The sequence below is a fragment of the Pseudomonas sp. Sample_21 genome (genome assembly GCF_004307525.1).
Lineage (GTDB): Bacteria > Pseudomonadota > Gammaproteobacteria > Pseudomonadales > Pseudomonadaceae > Aquipseudomonas > Aquipseudomonas atacamensis.
Genome location: NZ_RCNZ01000079.1, coordinates 113364 through 133799 on the forward strand (window position 1 = coordinate 113364; position 20436 = coordinate 133799).

The 20436-nt window shown below is 59.1% G+C and carries 21 protein-coding genes; 14 read left to right on the forward strand and 7 right to left on the reverse strand.

Going from position 1 to position 20436, the window contains the following annotated elements:
• Positions 1-48 precede the first annotated feature (48 nt).
• The 4 genes from D8U71_RS14335 (at position 49) to D8U71_RS14350 (ending at position 4081) form a co-directional block, all read left to right on the forward strand.
• Positions 49-1095 carry an SDR family oxidoreductase gene (locus D8U71_RS14335; RefSeq protein ID WP_125926138.1) on the forward strand — a complete coding sequence of 349 codons (1047 nt, stop codon included), beginning with the start codon at positions 49-51 and terminating at the stop codon, positions 1093-1095.
• 58 nt (positions 1096-1153) lie between these two features.
• A complete protein-coding gene (locus D8U71_RS14340; RefSeq protein WP_125926137.1) occupies positions 1154-2464 on the forward strand; it encodes an MFS transporter in 1311 nt (436 codons plus the stop codon).
• A gap of 83 nt (positions 2465-2547) precedes the next feature.
• A complete protein-coding gene (locus D8U71_RS14345) occupies positions 2548-3090 on the forward strand; it encodes an AAA family ATPase (RefSeq protein ID WP_130888023.1) in 543 nt (180 codons plus the stop codon).
• A gap of 88 nt (positions 3091-3178) precedes the next feature.
• The gene (locus D8U71_RS14350) at positions 3179-4081 is read left to right on the forward strand and encodes a bestrophin family ion channel (RefSeq protein WP_130888024.1); all 903 of its coding nucleotides are present in this window, start codon (positions 3179-3181) and stop codon (positions 4079-4081) included.
• 43 nt (positions 4082-4124) lie between these two features.
• Here the strand turns inward: D8U71_RS14350 and D8U71_RS14355 are convergent, their stop codons facing one another.
• On the reverse strand, positions 4125-4424 hold the full coding sequence (locus D8U71_RS14355) for a hypothetical protein (protein ID WP_125926134.1): 300 nt from the start codon (positions 4422-4424) through the stop codon (positions 4125-4127).
• Positions 4425-4534: 110 nt separating this feature from the next.
• Between D8U71_RS14355 and D8U71_RS14360 the strand changes: the two genes are divergently transcribed.
• Together D8U71_RS14360 and D8U71_RS14365 are read left to right on the forward strand one after the other, a co-directional pair.
• Positions 4535-5146: a transferase gene (locus D8U71_RS14360; protein WP_130888025.1), complete on the forward strand. Its 612-nt coding sequence runs from the start codon at positions 4535-4537 to the stop codon at positions 5144-5146.
• A gap of 287 nt (positions 5147-5433) precedes the next feature.
• Entirely contained in the window at positions 5434-6441 is a 1008-nt protein-coding gene (locus D8U71_RS14365) for a LysR family transcriptional regulator (RefSeq protein ID WP_125926186.1), read from the forward strand.
• Here the strand turns inward: D8U71_RS14365 and D8U71_RS14370 are convergent.
• Complete coding sequence (locus D8U71_RS14370) at positions 6438-6899, reverse strand: Rid family hydrolase (RefSeq protein WP_039759017.1); 462 nt, start codon at positions 6897-6899, stop codon at positions 6438-6440. The two genes, D8U71_RS14365 and D8U71_RS14370, sit on opposite strands and share 4 nt — an antisense overlap.
• A 214-nt stretch (positions 6900-7113) precedes the next feature.
• Between D8U71_RS14370 and D8U71_RS14375 the strand changes: the two genes are divergently transcribed.
• The gene (locus D8U71_RS14375) at positions 7114-7506 is read left to right on the forward strand and encodes an AraC family transcriptional regulator (RefSeq protein ID WP_039758866.1); all 393 of its coding nucleotides are present in this window, start codon (positions 7114-7116) and stop codon (positions 7504-7506) included.
• 319 nt (positions 7507-7825) lie between these two features.
• On the opposite strand, the gene D8U71_RS14380 is transcribed toward D8U71_RS14375, so the two are convergent.
• Together D8U71_RS14380 and D8U71_RS14385 are read right to left on the reverse strand one after the other, a co-directional pair.
• Positions 7826-8212, reverse strand: coding sequence for a cupin domain-containing protein (locus tag D8U71_RS14380; protein WP_125926132.1), 387 nt, complete (start codon positions 8210-8212; stop codon positions 7826-7828).
• 71 nt (positions 8213-8283) lie between these two features.
• On the reverse strand, positions 8284-9108 hold the full coding sequence (locus tag D8U71_RS14385; protein ID WP_129998497.1) for an AraC family transcriptional regulator: 825 nt from the start codon (positions 9106-9108) through the stop codon (positions 8284-8286).
• Positions 9109-9294: 186 nt separating this feature from the next.
• Here D8U71_RS14385 and D8U71_RS14390 point away from each other — a divergent pair, with 186 nt between their 5' ends.
• Together D8U71_RS14390 and D8U71_RS14395 are read left to right on the forward strand one after the other, a co-directional pair.
• Positions 9295-10278 (forward strand): AraC family transcriptional regulator, encoded by a 984-nt coding sequence (locus D8U71_RS14390; RefSeq protein WP_130888072.1) that lies wholly within the window; start codon positions 9295-9297, stop codon positions 10276-10278.
• A 165-nt stretch (positions 10279-10443) separates the two neighbouring features.
• Entirely contained in the window at positions 10444-11571 is a 1128-nt protein-coding gene (locus D8U71_RS14395; protein ID WP_016774365.1) for a mechanosensitive ion channel family protein, read from the forward strand.
• A gap of 36 nt (positions 11572-11607) precedes the next feature.
• Here the strand turns inward: D8U71_RS14395 and D8U71_RS14400 are convergent, their stop codons facing one another.
• The gene (locus tag D8U71_RS14400) at positions 11608-13527 is read right to left on the reverse strand and encodes a tyrosine-protein phosphatase (protein ID WP_130888026.1); all 1920 of its coding nucleotides are present in this window, start codon (positions 13525-13527) and stop codon (positions 11608-11610) included.
• Positions 13528-13865: 338 nt separating this feature from the next.
• Here D8U71_RS14400 and D8U71_RS14405 point away from each other — a divergent pair, with 338 nt between their 5' ends.
• From D8U71_RS14405 to D8U71_RS28385, 4 genes are all read left to right on the forward strand, one after another.
• Complete coding sequence (locus D8U71_RS14405) at positions 13866-15404, forward strand: class I SAM-dependent methyltransferase (protein WP_130888027.1); 1539 nt, start codon at positions 13866-13868, stop codon at positions 15402-15404.
• Positions 15405-15685: 281 nt separating this feature from the next.
• Positions 15686-16567 carry a manganese catalase family protein gene (locus tag D8U71_RS14415; RefSeq protein WP_130888029.1) on the forward strand — a complete coding sequence of 294 codons (882 nt, stop codon included), beginning with the start codon at positions 15686-15688 and terminating at the stop codon, positions 16565-16567.
• Positions 16560-16922: a hypothetical protein gene (locus D8U71_RS14420; protein WP_130888030.1), complete on the forward strand. Its 363-nt coding sequence runs from the start codon at positions 16560-16562 to the stop codon at positions 16920-16922. The genes D8U71_RS14415 and D8U71_RS14420 overlap by 8 nt, the downstream gene beginning before the upstream one ends.
• A 12-nt stretch (positions 16923-16934) precedes the next feature.
• On the forward strand, positions 16935-17075 hold the full coding sequence (locus D8U71_RS28385) for a hypothetical protein (protein ID WP_160768933.1): 141 nt from the start codon (positions 16935-16937) through the stop codon (positions 17073-17075).
• Between the two features lie 22 nt (positions 17076-17097).
• Here the strand turns inward: D8U71_RS28385 and D8U71_RS14425 are convergent, their stop codons facing one another.
• Entirely contained in the window at positions 17098-17529 is a 432-nt protein-coding gene (locus D8U71_RS14425; protein ID WP_130888031.1) for a DNA methylase, read from the reverse strand.
• A 160-nt stretch (positions 17530-17689) separates the two neighbouring features.
• Between D8U71_RS14425 and D8U71_RS14430 the strand changes: the two genes are divergently transcribed.
• Positions 17690-19261: a sensor domain-containing diguanylate cyclase gene (locus D8U71_RS14430; RefSeq protein ID WP_130888032.1), complete on the forward strand. Its 1572-nt coding sequence runs from the start codon at positions 17690-17692 to the stop codon at positions 19259-19261.
• Between the two features lie 10 nt (positions 19262-19271).
• Here D8U71_RS14430 and D8U71_RS14435 read toward each other — a convergent pair whose 3' ends face one another.
• Positions 19272-20366, reverse strand: coding sequence for a GNAT family N-acetyltransferase/peptidase C39 family protein (locus D8U71_RS14435; protein ID WP_130888033.1), 1095 nt, complete (start codon positions 20364-20366; stop codon positions 19272-19274).
• Positions 20367-20436: the final 70 nt, after the last annotated feature.

Here is a 20436-nt window from a genome sequence, read left to right on the forward strand (position 1 = left end):
CACTCGCCCCGCCAAGCGGGAACCTGTCACGCGAATGAGAATCCCCCGATGAGCCATTCACCCGCTACGCCGAGCAATACCGCGACCCAACGCCTTCTCAAGGCCACCCGAATGCTGTTCGCCATTTCCGCGATGGCCGGCACACTGGCTGCGCAGGCGACTTCCCGAACGGAGCCGAAGCCGGACTGGTCCACCCACGACATGCCCAGCCAGAAAGGCCGCATCGTGCTGGTGACCGGAGGAACCAGCGGCATGGGCTATGAAGACGCGCTGGCCCTGACCCGAGCCGGTGCCGAGGTGATCATCGCCGCACGCAACGCCGAGCGCGGCCGCGAAGCGATCACGAAGATCAAGCAAGCCGTGCCCGAGGCGCGGGTGCAATTCGAAACGCTGGACCTTGCCAATCTGCAATCGGTGCGCGACCTCGCCAACCGTCTGCAAGGGCGCCTGCCGAGGCTCGACGTGCTGATCAACAATGCCGCGATCATGTCGCCGCCTGTTCGAGGCGTTTCCGCCGATGGCTACGAGATGCAACTGGCGACTAATTACTTGGGGCATTTCGCCTTGACCGGCCTGCTGATGCCCCTGCTACGCAAAAGCGACGATGGTCGGGTGGTCAGCCTGTCGAGCATCGCCGCCGGGCGCGCAAGCCTGAACTTCGATGACCTGCAGGCTGAGCGCAGTTACGACCCTTTTGCCAGCTACAGCCAATCGAAACTGGCGGTTCTAAAGTGGAGTATTGAGCTGCAGCAGCGCAGCGATGCCGCCGGTTGGGGGATACGCAGCATCGCCGCGCACCCCGGCGTTGCCGTGACGGATCTGATCGCCCGGGGGCCTGGCCTGGACAGTGAATTCGGCAAACAATGGGCTGTAGAGCGGGACCTGTATCATTCCGCAGCGCAGGGCGCGCTGCCGACGCTGTATGCAGCGACGGCGCTGGAGGCGGTTGGCGGCGCCTACTACGGCCCTACCGGTGATAACGAGAAGCGCGGGCCGCTGGGCTTCGCCAAGATGCCGCCGGCCGCTGCCGATCGCTCGAATTCGGCCACACTGTGGCAACTCTCCGAGCGGCTGACCGGCGTCACCTACCGCTGACCGCCCGGCACGGGGTAGGCCCCGTGCCATTGCCCCACCACTCCCACAGGAGCGCAACATGGATACGTCTCTTCTCGCCCACCGCGCCGGCGCCATCATCAATGCCGAGGCTCACGAGCTGCGCCCTGCGCTCAACGGTTTTCTGCTGTTCGTTTGCCTGTTCGCCGGCTATTTCATGCTCCGTCCGATCCGCGAATCGATGGGCATCACTGCCGGCGTCGAGAACTTGCATTGGCTGTTCACCGCGACCTTCCTGGTCATGCTGGCGGCCGTGCCGCTGTTCGCCTGGCTCAGCGCACGCGTGCCGCGCCTGCATTTCGTGGACTGGGTGTACGGATTCTTCTGCACCAACCTGCTGTTGTTCGCCGCCTTGTTCCTGGGCGAGGAAAGCCCGTGGCTGGCGCGCGTGTTTTATGTGTGGATATCGGTCTACAACCTGTTTGTCGTATCGGTCGCCTGGAGCCTGATGGCCGATGTATTCGACAGTGCCCAGGCCAAACGTCTGTTCGCGTTCATCGCGGCGGGCGCCAGCGTCGGCGGCCTGAGTGGCCCTGCGCTGAGCGCCTTGCTGATCGGTCCGCTGGGTGAGTCCGGCCTGATGCTGCTGGCCGCTGTTCTGCTCGGCGCTGCGATGTGGTTCAAGCGCCAGCTGATGCACTGGCGTGAACGGGGTGGCGCAGGACGCCCCGATGCCGCGCCGAGCGAAAGCCCTCGCAGGCCGTTGCCGGGAAATCCGTTCAGCGGTATGACGGCCGTTTTGAAATCACCCTACCTGCTCGGCATCTGCGGCTTTGTGGTGCTGCTGGCGACAGTTTCCACCTTCCTTTACTTCGAGCAGGCACGCGTCGTCGCCGAACACTTCCCGGACCGCGAGGCGCAGGTGCGCGTGTTCGGCATCATCGACTTTGTCGTGCAGGCGGGCGCCCTGCTCTGTCAGCTGTTCATCACTGGACGCCTCGCGCAAAAGCTCGGCGTCGGCGTGCTGTTGGCCATGGTGCCGCTGGTCATGTGCGCGGGATTTATCGGGCTGATCTTCGCCCCCGGCTTTGGTCTGATCGCCGCGCTGATGATCGTGCGCCGCATCGGTGAGTACGCCTTCGTGCGCCCAGGCCGAGAGATGCTGTTTGCCCCGCTCGATGCCGAAAGCAAGTACAAGGCAAAGAACTTCATCGACACCGTGGTCTACCGCGCCGGCGATGCCATCAGTGCCTGGGCGAAAAGCGCGCTGGACGCCCTCAGCCAAGGTGCAGGCGTGGCGGCGCTGGTCGGCGCATTGTGTGCACTGCTGTGGGGGCTGCTGGGATGGCGACTCGGCGAACGGGCGGACCGCCGAGCCAGTTTGTCGGCGGCGCGGCAAAACCCCGCCTAGCGTTCAACGATCATTGACTGAGACAGGCATTGCCGTAGAATCGCCCGCCCAAAAATCAGCTTGCAGAGCGAGAAGGAGCTTCGATGCAACGGGTGATGATTGTTGGTCAGCCTGGGTCTGGCAAAAGTACGTTGGCGCGCAGGCTTGGTGAGTGCACGGGGTTGCCGGTCGTGCATATCGACACGATCCATTGGCAGCCAGGCTGGATCGAGCGAAGCCCGGATGAGAAGACCCGACTCTGCCTGGAGGTCGAGGCGCGTGATCGCTGGATATTCGAAGGTGGCCATTCAACCACTTGGGAAAATCGCGTCGCCCGTGCAGATCTGCTGATCTGGATCGATCGTTCGCCACCGCTTCGATTCTCGCGCGTCTTGCGTAGAACGCTGCTCAACCACGGTCAGTCTCGGCCCGACTTGCCGGAAAACTGCCCCGAACAGCTGGCGAACCTGCCGGAGTTTCTAAAGTTCATGTGGCGGACGAGAAAAACCTCGCGAGCCAAAATGCGCCAATTCGTGTCAATGGCGCCATCGGCTTGCCGGGTAGTTCATCTGCGGTCGAATCGAGAGACGAGGATTTTTCTCGAAAACATTCGCCATGCACAGGGCCAGACTTTGCAGACTGACTGACGGCTGACCGCTCCACCAGGGAACTGCCGGTGCCAGGCATCGTCCGAGCTTAAGCGTTTAAGCAAACAGCTCGTCGCGAGGTTTCCGTTTGAAAGCTGCCATCGTCAAAAAATACCGTTTGATCATCAAGACCCTGGGTTACGTGGGCTGGTCTTTGTTCTGGTTGCTGCTCTGGGACATCGCCGTCACCGTCGACTTCATGCTGTTTCTCAACACAAAACTCAACCTGCCGTTGATGCCGCTGACCTTGCTCGGTTCAGCGTTGATCGTGTTGATCAGTTTTCGCAACAGCAGCGCTTACAACCGCTGGTGGGAAGCGCGGACGCTGTGGGGGTCGATGATCAACAATTCCCGCAGCTTCGCCCGGCAAGTGCTGACGCTGCTGGACGACGCAGGTGGCGAGGTTAATCCGGTCAAATCGACGCTGTTGCGCCGCCACGTGGCCTACGTGAATTGCCTCGCCGCGCACCTACAGGGCCAGCCATGTCCCGACGAGGTGCGGGCGTTTATTCCCGCCGAAGAATTCGCCCGCAGTGGCACAACCAATAACTTTGCCAACGATATTCTCACCGGCTCGGCGACTTTGCTCGCTCGCGAATACAAGGCCGGGCACCTGGACAGTATTCGCCTGGCGCGGCTTGAGTCGACGCTGGTGGATCTGTCCAACAGCCAAGGCGGCATGGAGCGGATCGCCAATACCCCGCTGCCCTACCCTTATGTGTATTTCCCACGGTTGTTCATTTCGCTGTTCTGCCTGATCGTCCCGATAGGTCTGGTGGAATCCCTCGGTTGGTTCACGCCGCTGGCGTCGACCGTGGTCGGGTTCATGCTGCTGGCCATCGAACGCATCGGCACCGACCTGCAAAGCCCGTTTCGCCACAGCGAACACCAGATTCAAATGGAAGCGCTGTGCGAAACCATCGAAAAGAATTTGCAATCGATGCAGCGCGATTCGTTGGGGGATGTGCGCAGGGTTGAGGAGCCCGCTTGAGGCGCTGCTTTGGCAGCAGCGCTTTTCATCAGATGCGCAGCGGCTATTGACGAGTGTCCGCCGCCTCGGCCGGGTAAAACTCGCCCTGCTTGCCCATTCCTTCGAGTCGTTCGCGCGCTACCGCCTCAACACGGGCCACTGCGTCTCGATCGTCAGGGTCAACCAACTGCAAGCACAGGCGTCGAACATTTTGGTCATGGGTCCCCTCACTGAGCATTTCGTGGGTGAAGACTTGTTCAGCACGCCATAGGCATAACTGGGTATGGGTCCCGCCGAGCCATATCTCGTTGATTGATCCAAGATCAGTGGTTGCCAGTTGATCCACGGTGATTGTCTTATCCATTGCGCCGTACCTTGAAAATGCTTGTACAGGTACGACTGGCAGGCATAGCGAGTCGTTCAAGTCGTCGACAGTCCACCCACGCCCCACTCTCACTTGTGCGGAAGATTCTTATGAAATCGCCAAAAATCGAAGATTACATCGCTCAATGGCCATTACTGGGCGTGGACTCCGCTGCCCCTTGGGCGGTGGTTCAGGATTGCGAGAGCCGGATTCTGGAATTGCTTGAAACGCTCGGCCCGGGATACCGGCGCCACGATTATTGTGCGATTCATGAAACCGCTATCGTTGAGCAAGGCGCCGTTCTCAAAGGCGCAATCATCATCGGCGAAGGCTGTTTCGTGGCGGCGGGCGCTTACCTCCGTGGAGGCGTTTACCTGGGCAGAAACTGCATTGTTGGCCCCAGCTGTGAGCTGAAAAGTACCTTCATGCTCGATGGCAGCAAGCTTGCCCACTTCAACTTCGTCGGCGACTCATTGATTGGCGAAGCGGTCAATATTGAAGCCGGCGCGATCATCGCCAACTACCGTAACGAACTGGACGGAGCCGATATCAAGATCCGCCACGAAAATCGGGTGATCGAAACAGGCGTCAGCAAATTCGGAGCTCTGGTGGGTGACGGCTGCAAGATTGGCGCAAATGCTGTGATTGCTCCTGGCGCTTTGTTGCGGCCCCACACACGTGTTCCTCGTCTGGGGTTGATAGATCAGTTTGCTTATGAGTGAAACCAATTTTGGCGAGAGTACGTCTTCGGCCAATGGCATCCATCTTCATAGGCGCGTCCGTTATGCCCGCTTTCATAACATCGATTTTTCCTGGCCCAGATCCCAAACACCTCTTGCACAAAGGATGACCGCTTTGGGCCGAAATCGGCCAATAGCAAAAATCCGACCTTCGCCACCCCACCGACTGACACCTTGTTCAATCAGAATGCTTGGGCAAAGTCTGCTTGTGCACGCGATTTCTTGGTTCACCTCGAGCCATTTCGTATGATGAGCAATCTAAGTTTGGGATGCTTGGCGTGAAACCGTCATCAAAAAAAGCTTCAACCACTCCGCCCGTACCAACCGGCGTCACCCAGAATTTAAGCGATGCTGTAAGTCAGCTTTCTTGGGACGACTTGCGAATCATCAAAACGCTAAGCGAATGCGGTAATAGAGCCACGACAGCGAAACGGTTGGGGATCAATGTATCCACCGTATCGCGTCGCGTGGCTCAAGTGGAAAAGACACTTGGGGTCGCCCTATTTGACCACCGTCGCTCTGGGTACATGCTCACGCCAGAAGGCATCGAGTTAAGGGCGCTCGCCGAACGCGTCGAGCTTGATATCGTCAGCGTTACACGTCGGGTTTCTCGGGCAGGTCAAGGGCCACAGGGAAAGCTTCGGATCACTACCAGCGACTCCCTGCTTTTGTATTTCCTCACGCCGATCATCGCCGACTTCAAGGCGCTTAATGAAGGAATTGCCATCGAGGTGCTGGTCGGCAACGAGACGTTAAGTCTCGCCCGCGATGAATCTGACGTAGCGGTAAGAGCGACCAAAAAACCTGCCGAAAGTCTCGTCGGGCGCAAGCTCGCTTCGATCGCATGGGCGCCTTATGGCAGCATAAAACACGCGACTACTACCCCCTTCGCAGAAGGCCAGCGATGGGTGTCGTATTCCGCAGGATTATGTGGACTGAAGGCCAAAAGCTACGTCGAAGACAGAATCGGCGCCGACTGTATTTCTTATCGTACGGACTCCGTCGCGGCCGCGAGCGTCGCCATTGCGGCAGGACTTGGTTACGGCTTTCTTCCGTGCATGCTGGGAGACATTACGCCTGGGTTAACACGCGTAGGGCCAGTTGTGCGCGAACTACAGGACGAGCTCTGGCTGCTTACGCATCAGGACATTCGAAAGTCATGGAGAGTCAAAGCATTCATGACTTTTTGTGCAGCAGCCGTAGCGCATCAAAAGCCTTTGATCGAAGGGCAATTGGATCTCCCGGTTGCGCAGGGCGAAACCGGGAGCGTCTCTTAGTCGGCGCGAGATCCGATGACAGCTTTGCAGACAATTTCAATCAGCTGTGAACGTTGAGCCAACCTGGATACACCGATGATATTGCTCGCGCACTGTGGCCGCTCAGTGCGATATGCGGCTTTGCGCACATCACCTACGACGGCGAATGCCGCGTCCATATCCAATACGTACAGCGTTTCTTCGACGACATCATCAAGGGTTGCTCCATAGAGCGCGAGCAGCTTGGCGATATTGTCGTAGGAGGCGCGCATTTGCTCTCCTATCGACGAGAAATCGCTGGGTTTACCCTCGCTATTCAGGGGCGCGGGAGCAACGAGATTACCCTCCTCATCGTGGTTGAACTGACCCGAGATATAGATCTCGTTTCCGACTTTTCTGGCCTGGGGATAGCCGTAGCCCTCCTCCCATGAGACTCCCCAGTAAGCGGTGTTTTTGCCGTGCGGTTGTGAGGCAGCCATTGCTTTCTCCTTGCAGATGACGAATCGAATGATGTCGATTCGAGTTGTCGGGAGGCAAAGGCTAGCATCGGGAACGCGACTGGGAATGTGCATTTTTGCGCCTCCAGTAGCGCAAAATTGCGCCCCCATCCCGTCGCGCCTTCCGTTAGATTTTTCCCATCGACTGACCGCTGGATTGAGCTGATCAACCGGCTAATGGGAAAAAGGAATCAGGATGAACAAGGAAACATGCGCGTCCTCACAAAAGGATCCGGCTAAACAAACCGGACAATTGAAACCCTGGCAGATCCAGCGCGCCAAGCAGCTGATGCTCGATAACCTGGACGCACATATCTCCGTGGCAGCTATCGCACAGGCGTGTGCGCTGTCGCGCAGCCATTTCACTCGTCAGTTCAAAAAAAGCACTCTCGTCTCACCCAAAGAATGGATGCGAGAGCAAAGGATTCTACGGGGCAAGCAGCTGCTTCAGACGTCAAGATTGTTGGTTGCAGAGATCGCACTAGAATGTGGTTTCTTTGATCAGTCTCACTTCAGTCGAACATTTGTGCAAACCGAAGGTGTGACTCCCAGGGCTTGGAAACAGAACAGTCAATCGCCTGCGCTGTGATTTGATGAGCTGCATAACGGGGCTAATTCGTACTTGCAGATTTAACCCCAGAATGCTGCGAATGGAGATAACAGAATCAGTCCGCCGACGACAACTGCCCAACCCCATGCTAAACCACTCTCTACCTTGAAACGGCCGTCATTCATTAAGTCCAACACGAACACGCCAATCCGATGACCTATCAAATCGATAATCAAGTCCATGGTCCTTTCTCATAACAATCTTTGCATGAGAAGTCAGAACCCGCTTTTAACTCATAGCTGCTGGTCAGGTCAGCAATTGCAACTCTGCGCAGACATTGCACAGGATGTGCGTTGGATTATATCCAGACGTCGTTCAAAGCCGTTCTTTCGCCATCTTCATGCCCCGTGTTCAAGATGCCTCGCGGCTCGATCATCATCAGCTTGGCTTCACCTTGGGCAGCCGTGCGATGTTCCACGCCGCGGGGTACCACATAGAGTTCACCTGGATTCACATAGACACAGCCTTCCAGCAGATCAATGCGCAAGGTGCCTTCCAAAACAAGAAATGCTTCATCGGTCTCAGGATGCGAGTGCCAGATGAATTCGCCTTCGATTCGCACAACCTTGAACTGGTAGTCATTCATCTCTGCCACAACCCTGGGACTCCATTGTTGTTCGATCAGCGAAGCCTTATGTGCCAGGTTTACAGGAACTGATGAATATTGATGACGGAGCTCTGCCATGACGAATCCTCTGTGGTTGAAGTCGCCAGCCTATAGAGCAAGGAATAGGGTCTCTTGTACGATCCTGCAACTCAGCGTGCGGCGCGCAATCGTTCCAGCCAGCGCATGGGCGGGATGCCGTAACAGCGGGTGAAATGTCGCGTCATATGACTTTGATCGTGAAACCCCGCGACGAGCGCTGCATCGACCAGGGTAAAACCTTCAACCACCAATGAGCGGAACCGGTCCAGGCGGCGCAGGGTGACAAATCGGTAAGGACTCGTACCGTAAAGCGTTCTGAAGTCGCGTGACAGGCTCCAGCGTTCGCGCCCGCTGGCACACTCGAGCATCTCCAGCGTGATGCATGAATCCAAGTGTTCCAGGATGAACGCTCTGGCACGCTCGGCTGCGCGGTAATCCAGGCGCTTGCGCCCGCGCGGCTTGCCCGCGACGGCACGCAACGCCATTGCCAAGTCATACAGCGCGTCCTGTTGCTCCAATGCTTCCAGCGGATGATCCACTGCTTGCACAAATGTTTCACTGGCATGTAACAGCCGTGGGTCGTTTGAAAGCCCCCCCGTGATAAAAGGCAAGGGCTCGCCACCCAGGATGTTTTGAATCATTGCCGGATCAATGTAAGCCATCCGATAACGAAAGCCTGCATCAGTCCCGGCCATGCCATCGTGAAGTTCGTCTGGATGAAGCACGAGCGTATTGCCGGGGATACCGTGGCGCAACGAGCCTACATAGTGAAAGCTCTGGACGCCCGCCAACGTGCGGCCGATGGAGTAGGTGTCATGTCGATGAGGATCGTAGCCGTGGCTGCCGAACCACGCTTCAATACGCTCGATTCCTCCTGGTTGAACACTGCGGATGACCCAGTCAGTGCTGTCTGGTTGGCCTTTTTTCCTATCCATGAATGCGTACGTTCCCGAGCCTGTTCGGTCGTGGTGATCTGTATGCCGGGAATATACAAGTGCGAGTATTGGCTGTCTGCTTTTGCCTGAAAGCAGTCCATGGTTCCAGCCTTGTCACTGAACCGTCACACCCGCCTCCTACGCTCGACCGATCTCGACCGTCGCCCCAAGAGCCCGCATTCCAAAATGCCGCCCATCACCGCCACCTCCCCACTCCGCCAAAAGATCATCCTGCGCTCCGACAACCTCACCTCTTCCGACTTCGGCGCCCTGTTCTCCAGGCTCTTCGGCAACCGCTACGCCGATACTCCGCCGCCACCTTCCAACATCATCATCGGCGGGGTCTACGGGCGGCACGACGGGGTGAGTTTTCGGCGTATGCATTACCACGGCGACTTCAGCGTCGCCCTCCCCGATCCGCAGAACGAAATCACTTTCGTCATCCCCACCGCCGGCAAGATCGTTTTCAACCACGCCACCGAGTCCATTGGCATGGCGCACATCGGTCTGGCAATCGACAAGGCGGATATCCGTTCGATGCGCTTTGTTGATGATCACGCGCACCACGGGATTTCAATCAACCGTCAACAACTCACCGAGCGGTTGTCGGCGCTGCTGGAGAAACCGGTCGTGCAGAAGATCGTGTTCGAGCCAAGCGTGGATCTGAATACCCCGGCATTTCAGGGCCTCAAGGCGTTGATCGATCTGGCCACGGGCACTGAGTTCGATGCCTTGATCAACAGCGGCACGTTGATGCCGTCACGGTTGCGCGAGATGTTGATCGATGCGGTGCTGGAGGCGTGGCCGCACAACTTCACCGAGGCATTACGGGGACCGGCGCCGTGTGTGGCGCCGCGTCATGTGAAGGTGGCGATGGAGTTTATTCAGGCGCATCCGCAGCAGTTGGTCAGTGGCGTGGATCTGGCGCGGTTGAGCCATGTCAGCCAGCGCGCCTTGCAGGAAGGTTTTCGGCGTTTTGTCGGGATGTCGATCGTGGCGTATCAGCGGCAGGTGCGTTTGCAGCGCGCCTATGAGGCGTTGGCGCGAGGGCATGCAAGCTCTGTGACGGAGGTGGCGTTGAGCTTTGGCTTCAGTAATGTCGGGCGCTTTTGTCAGTATTTTCAGAGTGCTTACGGCGTAAGCCCAGCGGAGTTGAAGGCCAGGCGTTGACCATTCAGTCCGGTGAAACCTGTATTTGATTGAACAGCAGGAATCTCACGGCGACTAACCCAGACAGGTCGTTTGACGGCACCACCGATTCAAGCGGCGTTTACCTGGCTGCGACCGACGGTGCGTTTCTGCACGCGTCGATGCTGGCTTCGCAAGGGGGTTTCCATGACCGAGGATTTCATCGGCTTTTTCACGGCTCACACGATTTTAGGCATTTCACTGGCGAACTGGGTGCTGGCATTTCTCGCCGCGACGCTCAGTTATCTGCTGACCACCACGGCGATCCGCTTCGTTTTCCGCAAGGTGCAGGCGCGGGCCAGCGCCGGCAACGGGCATCTGACTTACATGGCCAGCGAAGTGCTGGCGGCAACCAGCACCACGTTGCTGCTGTTGGCATCGATTCTGGTCGGCATCGGTTTGCTGGATTTGCCCGAGCGCTGGCTCGGGCGGGTCAGCAGTTTATGGTTCGTGGTGGCGGCGTTGCAGGTCGGCCTGTGGACCAACCGCGCGCTGGCGCTGGGGTTGCATCGGTATTTCTCGCGGCATAACGCGACCGGCACTTTTCAGGCGAGCGCATTGGCGACCCTGAGCCTGTGGGGCGTCAAGGTATTGCTGTGGGCGGTGATTCTGCTGGCGATGCTGTCGAACCTGGGCGTCAACATCACTGCATTCGTCGCCAGCCTCGGTGTCGGCGGTATCGCGGTGGCGCTGGCGGTGCAGAACATTCTCGGCGACGTGTTCGCCTCGCTGTCGATTGCCGTCGACAAGCCGTTTGAGGTGGGCGATTTCATCGTCGTCGGCACGCTGGCCGGTACGGTCGAGCACGTCGGCCTGAAGACCACGCGCATCCGCAGTCTCGGCGGTGAGCAGATTGTCATGGCCAACGCCGACATGATCGGCAGCACCATTCAGAACTACAAACGCTTGCAGGAGCGTCGAGTGGTGTTCGAGTTTCGTCTGACATACGAGTGCACCAGCGAACAGATCCGCCAGATCACTCAACGCGTTGAAAGCATCATCAAGAACGAAAAACAGGCCCGCTTCGACCGTTGCCATTTCCGCAGTTTTGGTGAGAGCGCTCTGGAGTTCGAAACGGTGTACATCGTTCTGGACGCTAGTTACAACGTCTACATGGACGTGCAGCAACGCATCAATCTGGCAATCATGGAAGCGGTGGCCGAGCTGGACGCGACGTTCGCCTTCCCGGCGCGCACCGTGCATGTCGCCTCCCTGCCCGAACCCAGCGCGCAGCCGGCACGCACACAGCAACCTTCGCGTGCGCAGCATGCTTGAGCGCAAGAGCCCGGCAATTTGCCGGGCTCGCTGTGTTCAAAACGCGTAACTGGCCTTGAGTCCGCCATTGAAACCATGGCTGTCACCGCCACCGTTGGCGCCGACCTCAGCGCCCACACTCAGGGCGCCGAGGTTGGCCAGCAGATTAACGCCGCCGCTGAACTGGTCGCGATTGTCGAACGCCGCGCGCTGCTCGATATCCAGCCCCAGCAGGTGGCCTTCGCTGTCGACTTGCTGATTGCCGAGCGCACGTTCATAGCCCACGCGAACACCCGGGACCAACTGCCACGCACCCATGGCCACTGGTGCGAATGACACGTCGAGATTGGCTACCGCGCTACGGCGGGTCTGCTTGATGCCATCGACGTCGAGCGCCAGCTCACTGCCCTTCTCTTTGAAACCTTGCAAGTCGAGATGACTGACGCGAAAGCCCAGGCTCGGTTCGACAATCACGCTGCTGAGCGGCAGGCGATAACCCAACGCCACGGTCGCGCCAGTGAGATTGCCGTGAGTGTCGCCCTTGGCAGTGCCGAGGCCACCGCCAAGCTCGCGTTTGCTGTCGTAGTCGACATAACCGGCGCTGGCGTTGGCGTCGACAAACAAGCCGCGCTCAAGGCTGATGAAGCCGTAACGTGCACCGAGGTTGAGGAAGGTGAAGTCAGTATCGGCCTCGCCACCCGCGCCGCCCACGCTGCCCTTGCTGTAGCCAAAGCCGCCGCGTGCGCTGAGTTGTTCGTTGAAGCGCTGGGTGATGCCGAGCATCAGGCCCTGGCTGTGTTCGTTGCTGCTCTCGGCGTGGGCCGAGCCGTCCGTGCCGAGGTAGCCGGCAAGCGCGGTACTCCAGAGGCGGTATTGGCCGACCTTCAAATCGCTGCCGCTGGCGAACGGTGCGGCGGCTTGTTCGATCATCGCGTTCTGCCGCAGCAGGTAGCTGGCCGCATCAGCGTGGACCTGACCGCCGACTTGAGATTCGACACCGCCCAGAGTGCCGGCGTCGATCGCCGATTGCAGGTAGTAGTTGTAGGCGCTGTAGGTGCCGGACAGCTCGGAGTTCTGCAACTGCCGCAGCAATTCGGCACCAGCGGCGGCGTTGCCGACCAGCCCGGCCTGCCCCGGCAAGCTGTTGTACTCGACCAGTTTGCCGCGCAGTACGTAAATGGTTTCCTGGGACAGACCGAGGCCCTGCTTGAGGTAGTTGTCCATGCTGCCGTACTCGGCGGCGACCTGGTCGAGACCGGCCTGCAAGTAACTGGCCTGCACCCCGAGTAGCGGCTCGTAGACAGCGGCCATGCTCGGCGGCAGCGCTTTCAAGGTCGCGGCGACACGGGCGGCGGTGTAGTCGTTGGTCGCCAGATAATTGGCCATGATCGTCGCCTCATCGACGCCAGCGATGCTCTGCAACACGGCGGCGGTCCAGCCGGTGCGGTCCTTGCCGGCGGTACAGTGGAACAGCTGCGCGGCGTCGACACTGGCCAACTCATTGAACAACTGGCCGAACTGCCCGCGCATGCCGGCATCGCTGACGAAAGCGCGGTTGGTGTCCTCCATCATCGCCACGGCCTCGGCGGCGCTGTGGAACGAGATATTGGTGATGTCCGCACCCGAGGTGGTGCTACCGATGATGTCGATATTGCGATAGGCCGCGCCGCTGATCATCGTGTCAGGCGTGGCGGCAATTTCGCTGGGCGTGCGCAAGTCGTAAATGGCTTTGATGCCGAGACCATTAAGCGTCGCCAGATCCGCCGCCGACGGCGTCAATGCGTTGGAGCGGTAGAACACGCCGCTGCGCATAACGCCGTCGTGGGCGGTGGAGTACGCGGTGGTGATGCCGGCGATGTCGCGAAAGTTGTCGATGCCGGACAAGCGCGGCGTATCAAGGGTGACAGGCTCGGCCGCGTGGGCAGCGGCGATGGACAGGCTTAGAACGGACAGCGAACACAGAAGACGTTGGAACACAGTGCAGCCTCATGAAATCAGCGTTGGGCTGGTCACTATGGGCAGACGAGTGGGAGGGAATATGACAGTTTCGGCTGGCTACAAAATGCCTGCGCGAATGGGCCGTGGAGTGCGTGATCGGTCCATCAATCCTGCTTGGATATGTTGAAGATCCCTGTGGCAGCGAGCCTGCTCATGAAAGCGGCGTGTCAGCCGATTATATTCAAACTGAAAAAAAGCTTTCACGAGCAGGCTCGCTCCCACAGGGTTTGGGGAAGTATCCGTTTTTTCAATTTGTCGCGCGCAATGCCAACCCCTTATAAGACTGCCATCACTTTCAAGAACAAGAGGCTGTACCCATGAGCAACGCCTGGAACGAAGGTTATTTCACCGACGAAGGCTACACCTACAGCTATAGCCGGGAGATCAATCCGGTGTTCCTGCGTTACTGCCTGTTGTTGCGCGGGTTCGCCACGCTGGAAAGCAACGACGGTATGCACTGCGAACTGGGCTTCGGTCAGGGCGTGTCGATCAACATCCACGCCACCGCCAACCCGGGCTCGTTTGTCGGTACGGACTTTCATCCGGGTATGGCGGCCCATGCCATCGACCTCGCGACTGCCGCCAACAACGGCGCCCGCCTGTACGACGACAGTTTCGAACAGCTGCTCGCACGCAACGATCTGCCGCAGTTCGACAGCATCAGCCTGCATGGCATCTGGACCTGGGTCAGCCGCGACAATCAGAAGCTGATCGTCGAATTCGCCCGCCGTCACCTTAAACCGGGCGGCATGCTCTACGTCAGCTACAACTGCTTCCCCGGCTGGTCGCCGTCGGCGCCGCTGCGCAATCTGTTCAGCCTGCATGACCGTTTCGCCAACGCCTCGGCGCGCTCCGATGAGCGTATTGACGCCGCACTGGAGTTTTCCGAAGCGCTGATCGCGGCCAATCCGAAGTATGCCGCTGCGGCACCGAGCCTGGGCGCGCGGCTGCAGAGCATCAAGGGTCAGGATCGTCACTACGTCGCCCACGAATATTTCAACCGCGACTGGAACTGCATGTACTTCGCCGACATGGTCGACGCGCTGGCCCCGGCCAAACTCGACTACGCCACCACGGCAGTGCCGCTGGACTCAATCGACCCGCTCAACCTGAGCGCCGAAGGCATGGACTTTCTCGAAACCATCGAACACCCGATCATGCGCGAGCAAGCGCGGGACTACTTCGTCAACCAGCACTTCCGCCGCGACCTGTACGTGCGTGGCGCGACGCGCCTGTCCGCTGCCGAACGCCGGGCGAGGATGCTGCACAGCCGTTTCGCGTTGCTGCAACCATGGGAAACTGTCGCGGGTTCGGTCACCGGTCCTGCCGGCGAAGCGACCCTGCAAGCGGAAATCTACGGCCCGGTGGTCGATGCCTTGGCGGCGCAGAACTATGCGGCCAAATCGATGCGCCAATTGCTGTCCGAGACTGCGATGGCTTACGACGACCTCGAACAAGCCCTGGCCGTGCTGATCGGTATGGGCGCGGTCGCTCCGTGCCAGAGCGAGGCCGCCGAGTCGCAGGTCAGCGGTCGCTGCGCCGCGCTCAATCTGCAACTGTGCAAACGCTCGCTGTACGGCGCCAACATCCAGACCCTGGCCAGCCCGGTCACCGGTGGTGGCGTGACGGTCAGCCGCTTCCAGCAGCTGTTCCTGATCTCGATCAAACAGGGCAAACAGCAGCCGGCCGAATGGGCGCAACTGGCGTGGGGGGTGATCAGCGAACAAGGTGAAGTGCTGGTCGACAATGGCCAACCGCTGCTCACTGCCGAAGCCAATATCGCTGCGTTGACCGCACAGGCGCAGGTGTTCGCCGAGCAGACACTGCCTGTGCTGAGGGCGCTTAAAATCGCTTGATTGCAAACGAACCAAGGTGGGAGCGAGCCTGCTCGCGAAAGCGCTGGATCAGCCGCCAAATCGGTGACTGACGTACCGCATTCGCGAGCAGGCTCGCTCCCACATTGGTCGAGGAACGTGGCTAAGCCAACCGTCCTGTTTGCGGAACTTTCCGCGCTCTGCCGCCCGTCCTGCCACTCGGCAAAAAACGAAATTTCTGCTGCGCGCCCTCCTCACAAACTATGCATGCGCCAACGCCCACAAGGGTCGAGGCGCGATAGCCTGGTCTGAGGAAAATTTGAATGTTCATACATAACAAGCGACTTCAGTACACCGTTCGAGTGGCCGAGCCCAACCCGGGTCTGGCCAATCTGCTGTTGGAACAATTCGGGGGCGCCAATGGCGAATTGGCCGCGGCAGCGCGCTATTTCACCCAAGCCTTGGCTGAAGAAGATCCGGGGCGCAAAGACCTTCTGCTGGACATTGCCACCGAGGAATTGAGTCACCTGGAGGTGGTCGGCTCGATCATTGTCATGCTCAACAAAGGCGCCAAAGGTCAACTCGCCGAAGGCGTTCAGGAGGAAGGCGAGCTGTACCGCGCGCTGAATGGCGCCGGTAATGACTCGCACATCACCAGCCTGCTCTATGGCGCAGGCGCGCCTCTGGTCAATTCGGCTGGCGTACCGTGGACGGCGGCGTATGTTGACTCGATCACCGAGCCGACCGCCGACTTCCGCTCCAACATCGCAGCCGAAGCGCGGGCAAAAATTCTCTACGAACGCTTGATCAACATCACCGATGATCCGGGCGTCAAAGAGGCGCTGGGCTTTTTGATGACGCGGGAAATCGCCCATCAACAGTCCTTCGAAAAAGCCCTGCATTCGATCCAGCCCAACTTCCCGCAGGGCAAACTGCCGGGCATGCCGGAGTTCACCAACAAGTACTTCAACATGTCTGGCGAGCCCAACGTTCGTGGTCCGTGGAACGAGGGCGGTGCGTGGGAGTACGTGGAAACTCCAGAGCCGGCAGTTGACGGCGGTGACGGTCTGGCGACCGTCAGCCTTCCGGCAGAAGACGAACAGGTGCTGGAAGCGATGAAGACCCGTACAGCCTCTGACCCACTCAGCGAGCCGGTGACCGGTGCTGATCTGGGCTCCGGTTACGTGCAAGGCAAAGATGTCTGAACCCCGTCCGGCGGCCCCGGATCGGGGTCGCCACTTGCTCAAGGTGATCAACATGAAAAACAGCAAAGTCTCGGCACTGACCTCTGAACATTTTCAACGTTTGATGGAGCACGCATACGCCGGTTTTGAGCTGGACTGCAAACAGGCCTGTCGGGGATTGAAAGTCAGCATGGCGGTGAATGTATTTGGCCTGGGCACACTGCTGCCGAATAATTTCGCTGAAGAGACTGCCGTTCCGCCAGCAGGCGAACATCCAGCCGTCGACGACGCCTTGCCCACGATGCCGGTGGTCGCCAAGCGCGTATTGGCGCAGCGCAACCGTTCCATCGACGGGGCGGAAAGTTTTCATCGGTAACAGGAGCACGACATGAGAACTTATAAAAACCTGAGTTTCCCCTCAAGCCTGGGTGTCGCCCCGGGACTCCAGTTTATGCTGGGCTGTGCGATATTCGCCGGCGGAACGCTGATCCTGATGAGCGAACTGGCGGGAACCTTCTTTGCGATGTGAGCTTTGGTTCGCTATCGGCCATTCAAAACAGCACCGGCGCCGCTTCCCTCATGAAGATCTCGACGGTCTTTGGCCCTATTCCTTCAAACTCGGACAGGCGCTTCTCCAGCGCCTTACGATCCGCGCTCGCCGCCACGATGTTACTCACCTTACCGGCGTACTCGCTGTTGAGCTTGTTGGCCAACGCGAGCAGTCGCGACGCCGTGCTTTCATCGTAGCGCGCGTAACGCGCCTGCCCCAGCATCGACACCAGTTGACGGTGTGTGCACTGCGCGAGCTTTTGCGGGGTGTCGTTGTGATGCTGCTCTACTATGACCTGATACGCCTTGGCGGCGATGGTGCCCTGAATCCTTTTGCCCATCAGAAAACTGGCCAGCAGCCATTGGAACAGGCCGGTTTCGTTGGCATTGCGCAGGTCGATGTTCAAGTCACCGGCGGTGATGATTTCGCTCACAAGTCTCACCTCAAGGCGCGCTTCAATTACAGATGTTGACCCGGCACGGCTTTGAACGATCCAATCGCAACCGCCCAGCCAAGGCAGTAAATTGAATTCCAGGTGGAAAAGGATGGTCATCTTTCAAGAGATGAGAGATGACAAGCATAAGGACCCTCAAATGCTCGGTCGTAAGATGCCCAAAACCAAGGGGCATGACGCCGCACAAACCGCTCCCATCAAAGCTGCCAGCGAGATCGCCGCTTTCCGCCTGACAGTCATCTTCATGCTGACGGTCATTCTGGCGTTTCTCGGCGTGGAGGGATGGCGAACCTGGCGTGACTATCATGCAGCCTTCTCGTCGGCGCGCGATTCAGTCACCAACCTCGCGCGGGCAACCGCGCAACACGCTGAAGACGCCATCCGCCAGGTCGATGTGCTGACCGCCGCCCTGGGCGAGCGCGTCGAAGGTGATGGCCTGCAAAACATAGACGTACCGCGCATCCACAACTTGCTGGTGCAGCAGGCCAAATTGATGCCGCAGTTGCATGGACTGTTTATCTACGGCCCGGACGGCAAATGGATCGTCACCGACAAGGAAATGATCCCGGACCCGGCGAACAACGCCGACCGCGACTACTTCCAATATCACCGCGCCAACACTGATCGAAACGTGCGTATCGGTGATGTCGTCAAGAGCAAATCCACAGACGACCTGATCATCCCGATTTCCCGCCGCTTGAATAACCCGGACGGCTCCTTCGCCGGCGTGCTGCTTGGCACCATCAAGGTCAGTTATTTCGTCGACTATTACGGCGATTTCAAGATCGACGACAAGGGTGCCCTGGTGCTGGCGTTGCGCAACGGCACCATCCTCGTGCGTCGTCCTTTCATCGCTTCGGTCATCGGTCAGAGCCTCGCCGACAGTGAGGTGTTCAAAAACTACCTGCCCTTTTCCAGTCAAGGGATCGCCGAGGTCCGAGCGGTCGTCGACGGCACCCAGCGTCTTTACGGTTACAGAGCTTTGAGCACCTATCCGCTGGTGGTCGAAACCGGCCTTTCCCGCGAATCGATCATTGCGCCGTGGCGCTGGGACCTGATCAAAACCGGTTTCGTGCTGATGTCGGTGATTACCGCGTTCACGGTCTTCGGACTGATTGTCTTGAGGCAACTGCGTCAACGGATGGTGATGGAAAAGGATCTGCGCCGGGCACATCAGGCCATGAAGGACATGGCGTTGACCGACAGCCTGACCGGGTTGGCCAACCGTCGGCGACTGGACACTGCCTTGGTTGACGAAATTCGCCTGGCCAGACGCCAGGGTTCGTCGATCTCACTGATCATGATCGATGTCGATCACTTCAAGCTCTACAACGACAGCTACGGGCACGCGGCGGGTGACGATTGCCTGAGCGCTGTCGGACAGGCGATTGCGCAAGCAGTAAAACGGCCGGGTGATCTGGCCGTGCGCTATGGCGGCGAGGAGTTTTCCGTGCTGCTGCCCAACACCGATATTCGCGGGGCGGCGCTTGTGGCGCAGGAAATTCTTGAGGCCATTCGATCCTTGCGGATGGAGCACAAAGCCCATCCGCTGGGTCACGTCACCGCCAGCGCAGGTATTGCGGTTGACAAACCGGCCGAACAAGAAGTGAGCCCCGCCACCCTTATCGAGTCGGCTGACAAACTGCTTTATGCCGCGAAGCAGAAAGGCAGGGATCGCTACTGTATCGGCGAGGAAGTGCTCGGCGCCTAGCCACCGTTCCTCAACGGGAGCGCAGCATCACGGCAGCGCGAACCCGCTGGACGCCAAACACCGTCATGCGCAGAAATTCCTGGTGACTGACTGGCAAGTGCTGGCAGTCCAGCCCGCGCTTGAGTTTGCTGTGGTCGACATCAGGATCGTGCAAGTAGACGAAGTCCTCGTCACACCCCGTGATGATGACCCAATGCGGCGCTTTCAAGCGGGTGAATCGGTAGCTGCTGATCAGCACCAGCGGTTTGTATCCGGCCGCCAACGCAGCGCCGATCTGCAGATACTCACCCAGCACCTGCTCGACTTGCGTGGCCGCCAGGTCTTGGGCAAAGCCGTCCTCGACCAGTTTCATGATCGACTTCTTCTCCGTGCTGCGTACGCCGTGAAGAAAAAGCGAGCCCGCGTGACTGACCTCAAGGCGCACATCGAAACCGCGCCGCCAGGCCGCCAATGCCAGACCCTGAGGACTACAGCCACCGTGCCCCGCCGTCATGAAAATGGTGGTCGCCTCGCGCCATAGCTGGATTTCCTCCGCTCGGGTCATGGCGCGGCTCGAATCGATGGCAGACATGGCCATCAGCAAGCACGCGGCGCCGCAGGTGAACTCGGTGGTTTGCTGGTAGTAAGGCACTTGGCGCGCGGGCGCTGGTGTTTCGCGCAGGATGCGTTTCTCGTAGCGCAACGCCTCGCAGTGGTCCTCGTAGTAGTCCTCGACACTGGCAAAGCGCTGATAGCCGTTGGCTTCGTAGAGGCGAATGGCAGCGCTGTTGTCAGCGCGCACCTCCAACCGCAGCCATGCGCAGTTGCGCGCCAATGCGCAGGCCTGGGCCTGTTCCAGAAGACGCTGGCCAAGCTCATGTCCGCGCCACGCAGGGCTGACGGCAATCGAATACAGGCGTCCAAGAGAGGTGCCTCGGTGAAAAAGCACCAGCGCGTAACCGCAAAGAGTTGCGCCCGAGGTGACAACAATCAACGCGGCATTCGCTCGACTGAGCATCCAGCTGAAGTTGCGCTGATTCAACCGGTCGAGGGTAAAACACACCCGCTCCAATTCGACCAGATCGTCGATATCGTCAGTGGATGCAAAGCGAAAATCAAAAGACATGACCGCACCGTAAAGTTTGAGTAACGAACCGGGACAGACCGAAAGGCCCGTGATTTATTGAAGCGGCGTC